The 5839-nt window shown below is 72.7% G+C and carries 4 protein-coding genes and 1 pseudogene; 3 read left to right on the forward strand and 2 right to left on the reverse strand.

Annotated features, from left to right (window positions below; translation table 11 throughout):
- A pseudogene (locus tag ACWF94_RS31030) lies at positions 1-487 on the reverse strand (hypothetical protein); the annotation flags it as partial.
- 166 nt (positions 488-653) lie between these two features.
- On the reverse strand, positions 654-1559 hold the full coding sequence (locus tag ACWF94_RS31035; RefSeq protein ID WP_453495913.1) for a Gfo/Idh/MocA family protein: 906 nt from the start codon (positions 1557-1559) through the stop codon (positions 654-656).
- 193 nt (positions 1560-1752) lie between these two features.
- Here ACWF94_RS31035 and ACWF94_RS31040 point away from each other — a divergent pair, with 193 nt between their 5' ends.
- The 3 genes from ACWF94_RS31040 to glnII all read left to right on the forward strand — a co-directional run bounded on the left by ACWF94_RS31040 (position 1753) and on the right by glnII (position 5690).
- Positions 1753-3273 (forward strand): hypothetical protein, encoded by a 1521-nt coding sequence (locus tag ACWF94_RS31040; RefSeq protein ID WP_453495916.1) that lies wholly within the window; start codon positions 1753-1755, stop codon positions 3271-3273.
- The gene (locus ACWF94_RS31045; RefSeq protein WP_453495919.1) at positions 3270-4445 is read left to right on the forward strand and encodes an ARPP-2 domain-containing protein; all 1176 of its coding nucleotides are present in this window, start codon (positions 3270-3272) and stop codon (positions 4443-4445) included. The genes ACWF94_RS31040 and ACWF94_RS31045 overlap by 4 nt, the downstream gene beginning before the upstream one ends.
- A 192-nt stretch (positions 4446-4637) precedes the next feature.
- Positions 4638-5690 carry a glutamine synthetase gene (gene glnII, locus ACWF94_RS31050; RefSeq protein ID WP_453495922.1) on the forward strand — a complete coding sequence of 351 codons (1053 nt, stop codon included), beginning with the start codon at positions 4638-4640 and terminating at the stop codon, positions 5688-5690.
- Positions 5691-5839 lie beyond the last annotated feature (149 nt).

The raw sequence follows: 5839 nt of genomic DNA on the forward strand, positions 1-5839 counted from the left end.
CCGTCGGACCGGCCGAGGTAGTCGGGGCGGTCGGGGTGGTCGGACCGGCCGGGGCGGCCGGGGCGGCCGGGATAGTCGGGGCGGCCGGGTGGCGCGCTCCAAGCCCGTTCAGGGCTCCCGACGCCGCCAGCCAGCGCACCAGATAGCCCAGTCCGGAGCCCACGTCGACCACGCGCAGCCGCGCCCCGGGGTCGGCCGCGCGAACGGCCGCGAGGATGGGACGGAGCAGCCCCGCGACCCGTTCGCCGATACGGAGTTCCTCGCTCAGCCGCTGTAGCTCGGTGTGGACGACGATGAGCCGGCGGTCCACCGCGCACGGATCGAGAACACCGTTCTCGTCGCACGGCAGGCTCGCGGCGATCCGCGCTCCCCGGCGGTCGCCCGTCGCCGCCAGGCGGGCGACGACCGCGTCGCGCCGGACCGGCAGGCGTTCGCGGGTGTGAGGGTCGTGGGCCACGACCAGGTCGGATATTTCCAGCAGTCGCACGCGGGTACGTTACGTCAGTCGAACGGGTGATCCCTCAGGGAGGCCGCGACACTCCGTCAGAACCCTGTCCGCGCAACGGATCACCGCCCGCGACCGGCGTCGGGAACGGCACGGAAGCGAGCCGCTACCCAGCCGCCGGGGGCCCCGGGCCGCGCCTCCCCCACCGTCACACCAACTGCTCCTCCGCCTCCTGGAGGATCTCCGTCAGCCGCAGCCCGAACCGGATGTCGCACGCATGCGGCCGGCCGGTGCGCACCGCGTCGAGGAGCGCGTCCAGCGCGGCACCGAACGAGGCGACGGCGTCGGACCAGGCGGGCAGCGCCACCTTCCCCTGGTCGCCGATGAGTTCAAGGCTCGCCCCGGTCGCCTTGGGCGGAGCGCTCAGCCCCAGGGCCGCCGTACTCGAAGCGCCCGAGGAGTGCCGCAGCACGAGATGGACGGTGTCCTCCGGCCCGCGCGCCGCCGCCACGGCGGTCACCTCGCCGAGCACCGGAATCAGTACGGACAGCACATGCGGTCCGACGTCCCACAGCCCGCCCTTCTCCCGCCGCCACGGCGATGCCGCGTACGGGCTGTCGGCGCCCGGCGCGTACAGCGAACCGAGCCACTGGGCATGGGCGGTGAACCAGCCGCCGACCGCCGCCTGCTCGGCGATCCAGGGCGCGGTGTCGCGCGCGAAGCGCAGGGTGCAGAAGACGACGGATGCGACCCCGGCGTGCGCCGCCGCCTCGGCCGTGGCGGTCGCGGCGGCCACGGTCGTCGCGACCGGCTTGTCCAGCAGCAGCGGGCGGCCGGCCGCCGCCGCGCGGGCCGCCAGCGGAGCCTGGATGTCCGGCGGCAGCGCGAACGCGACGGCGTCGCAGCCTGCGAGCAGCTCATCGACGCCCGCGTCGCCCGCGAACGCCCGGGTGCCGTGCGCCGTCGCCAGCGCGAGCGCCGCTTCGGGCCGCCGCGCCCACACCCCGGTGAACTCCACCCCCGTATGGGCGGCGAGCGCGGGCGCCTGGGTGTGCTCCGCCCACGGTCCGGCGCCGAGGAGTCCGACACGCAACAGTTCTACGGGCTTGGTCATGGCCCCCAGTGTGCCCGCGCGGCCGATATTCCGCAGACGGCCGGGCACCGGGGTGTTACGTTCGGCGGGACCGGCCGCGGGACTCCGGCGCGACTTCCGGGACCTGCCTTTGAAGCAATGATTTCGCTGTTCGCCCCCTCATTCCCCGGCCGGTCCCCGGATGCGCGCACCAGGGAGACCAGGGGGGATCACGATGCCGGGGACCACCGGGAGCCCTCGGACGGACCGGACCGCCGAGACATTCGCCGATCTCATCGCCGCCGAGGACGTCCTGCTGTTCGTGAACGCGGCCGTCACGGCCACCGGTCAGCGCGAGTTCCGCTCCCGGGCGTATGAGCAGCGGCTGTCGCTGTCCTTTCTGCATGAGTACGTACGGGTCAACTACCGGCCCCTGTACGCGGCGGTCCTCGCGCTCGACATCAACGACCACAACGCCGCGCGGATCATCGAGGAGCTGCTGCGCACACCGGGCGACGCGGACGAGGCCCAGAAGCGGACCGAGGGCCGGCTGATCGCGGCGCGGCTGGCCGCGCTGCCGCCGCAGCGGGTGTACCGGCTGTTCCGCGCGCTGCGTACCGCGAAGGTGAACAACCGCCGCACCCGGGCGATCCAGCGCGACTGGCTGGCGGCCCGGCCCGATCTCGCCCATGACGCGGTGAAGTACCGCCGGGGGCTCAAGACGGCGGCCCGGCACACCCACCTCCGTATCGGGCACCTTCGTATCGGGCCCGGCGAGGGCAAGCCGGGCGAGGGCAAGCCGGGCGGCGTCGAACCCGGCGGCGGCGAGCTGGGCGACTTCCTCTTCCGCCCCGGCAAGCGGGTCCGCTACGCCGACGCCCGCCTCGAAGCGCACCGTCGCGCCCACTACGAGCGGGACGCGCTCTACGAGCTGCCGTTCACCGCCGCCGAGGGCTTCGCCGCCCGGCGCGGAGTCCCGCGCGCCGACTTCCTGGAGCGGATCGCGCCTCGGATGACCAGGCTGGAGCGGCTGCGCACGCAGAGCGCGGGCCCCCGGGCCGATCTCACCGGTATGCCGCTCACCCGGCTCGCCCTCTACGTCCTGTCACTGCCCATGGCGGACCGGGCGCCCCGGCGCGCGGAGCTGACGGACGCCCTGCGGGCCACGGCCCGGCGCGTGGCGGGCCCGTACGCCGGGACCTGGGGGCGGGTTTCGGCCGTACTGGACGACAGCTATTCGTCGTACGGCTCGGGGGTCAAGCGCCGCCGCCCACTGGCGGTCGCCCTGGGGGCGCACTTTCTGCTGGAGGCGCTGGCCGGTTCGTATCGCGCGCACTGGACCTCGGGCGGGCGTGATCCCCTGCTGGTACGCCCCTGGGGGCCGAGCCCGGTCGGGACGCGGATTCTCGACGCGCTGGAGGACGCCCCGGAGCGGCTGCTGATCGTCTCGGACGGCTGGGACAACGCCCCGCCGGGGCTGGCCGGTGAGGTGCTGCGGATCTGGCGCACCCGGCTCGATCCCGGGCGGCGTACAAGTGTGGTCCATCTGAACCCGGTGTACGACGCGGACGGTTTTGATGTCCGGCGGCTCGCGCCGAGCGTGCCGACGGCCGGGGTCCGGGACGCGGAGGATCTGGCGGCGCTGGTGGAGATCGCGCAGTTCGCCGAGGGCCGTACCTCTCTCGCCGAACTCCAGGACTATCTGGACCGCCGCATCGGGCGCTTTCTGCGCGGTCACCGGGCGGCGGCGCGGTGAACAAACTCGATCTGACCGGGCTGACGACGATGCCCGCCCAGGTGTGGGGCGGCATCCGGCTGGTGCCGCTGGTACGCGATACGCCGGTGGCGGGGCTGCGGCTGCGCCATGAGGTCTACGGCCGGGAGTACGCCATGGTGACGACTGGCCCGCGCGGCGGCTATGTCTCCTACATCCCGCACGGCTTCGTCGCCGACTGGTCGGGCGACGGCGGCCGGTCCGCCGCGTACGGCACCCAGCTCGGCGACCTCCCACCGGAGTGCGTCCCCCTGCGGGTGCACCACCGGCTGGCCAAGCGGCGCCGCGGTGACGGGGACAGCCGGGAGAGCGGCGAGAAGGGCTCGGCCGGGAAGCGGCTGCGCTTCCTGCCGCTGCATCTCGCCCTGGACGGATATCTGTCGCTGCACTTCGGCGGCCCGTCCATCGTCTGGGACGAATGGTCCCAGCGGGCGGTACGGGAGGGTCTGTCGCCGCGCGCGGAGGCGGCGTACACGGGCCGGCAGATCCCCGGGCTCGGGGAGGCCCTGCGGATCTTCGAGATCCACCCGGGTCAGTGCGGTGTGCTGGTGTACGCGGCGGACTCACTGGCCGCCGCCTTCGCCGTACCGCATCCGGACGACTACCGGGCTCTGCACCCCTCGCTGATCGAGGATCTGTACGGCGAACTGGTCCACCAGTACGCCCTGTTCGGCGGGCCCGTGCCCGACTTCGAGGTCCGGATCCGCGACGGACGCCATATGACGACGCTCGCCGATCTGCGGGCGGCGGCGCGGGCGCGGGAGGCGGAGTGGGCGATGAGCCATGACGCGCTGATGGCGGACCGGCTGCTCGCGCCCTCGTACCGGTTCGACCGTGTCCACTCCATGGGGGAGTTCGGGCTGTGGCGCTTTCTGCCGTCCTTCCGGCGCGGGGAGCCGGAGCAGCACATCGGTGAGGTGATCACCGACCGCAAGGGCCGGGCCGCCTATCTCAAGACGTTCCGGCTCTCGGAGGCCCAGATCCGGCGCGGGTATCTGCTGAACCGGCTGCACGATCACGACTGGCGGCTCGACCTCACGGCACAGGCGCTCGGGATCGGCCGGGAGCAGCTCATCGGCAGAATCCGGGACGCGGGCTTCGGCTCGCTGCTCAAGCACGGGGCGGAGCGGCGGGCCGGGGGGCGCGGGCGGTGAGCCCGGGTGGGGCCGGCTGTCCTGGGTGCGAGTGCCCGGTAGGGCGAGCACCGGGTCCCGCGGCGCGTACCCCGTACAGGCCATTCGTGTACCCAGGCGTAACACGGGGTTCACCATCGGGCAACAGGTGGGAAATCGTGCATTGCGAAGCTTCATCACATACCGCTCCACCCCGCACAGGATGAGGCCCCCGTGACGTTCAAGGCTGAGTACATCTGGATCGATGGAACCGAGCCGACCGCCAAGCTCCGCTCGAAGACCAGGATCCTGCCCGGGGTCCCCTCGGGCGGGCTCACCGAGCTGCCCCTGTGGGGCTTCGACGGGTCCAGCACCAACCAGGCCAAGGGCCATGCGTCCGACCGTGTGCTGAAGCCGGTCCACACCTGTCCGGACCCGATCCGGGGCGACGACGACGTACTGGTGCTCTGCGAGGTCCTGAACACGGATCTGACCCCGCACGAGTCCAACACCCGGGCCCACCTGGTCGAGGTGGCCGAGCGGTTCGCCGAGCAGGAGCCCGTCTTCGGCATCGAGCAGGAGTACACCTTCTTCGAGGGCGACCGTCCGCTCGGCTTCCCGGTCGGCGGCTTCCCGGCCCCCCAGGGCGGCTACTACTGCGGTGTCGGCGTCGATGAGATCCACGGCCGCGAAGTCGTGGAGGCGCACCTGGACAACTGCCTCCGGGCCGGGCTCGGGATCTCCGGCATCAACGCCGAGGTCATGCCCGGCCAGTGGGAGTTCCAGGTGGGCCCGATCGCGCCGGTCGAGGTCGCGGACCAGCTGTGGATCGCCCGCTGGCTGCTCTACCGCACCGCCGAGGACTTCCGGATCGCGGCGACGCTGGACCCCAAGCCCGTGAAGGGCGACTGGAACGGCGCCGGGGCGCACACCAACTTCTCCACCAGGGCGATGCGCGAAGGCGGCGACAACGGCGACGGGTACGCCGCCATCATCACCGCCTGTGAGTCGCTGGGTGAGGGCTCCAAGCCGCTCGACCACGTCAAGAACTACGGCGCGGGCATCGACGACCGGCTCACCGGGCTGCACGAGACCGCCCCCTGGAACGAGTACAGCTACGGCGTCTCCGACCGTGGCGCTTCGGTCCGTATCCCCTGGCAGGTCGAGCGGGACCGCAAGGGCTATATCGAGGACCGCCGGCCCAACGCCAACGTCGACCCGTATGTGGTGACCCGGCTGCTGGTGGACACCTGCTGCACCGCGCTGGAGAAGGCCGGGCAGGTCTGATCCCGCGCACTCCGTACCGGCCGTCTCCGCCCGCGCCCTGCTGCCCTGTCGGCCCGCCGCCGCCCGCTCCGCCGCTGCTGCTGTCGTCGCTGTTCCTGTGTTTCCTGTGTTTCCTGTGCTTCCGGTCCTTGAGGGGGTGTCCGCCCGGC

This window comes from Streptomyces sp. NPDC055078 (assembly GCF_053607985.1).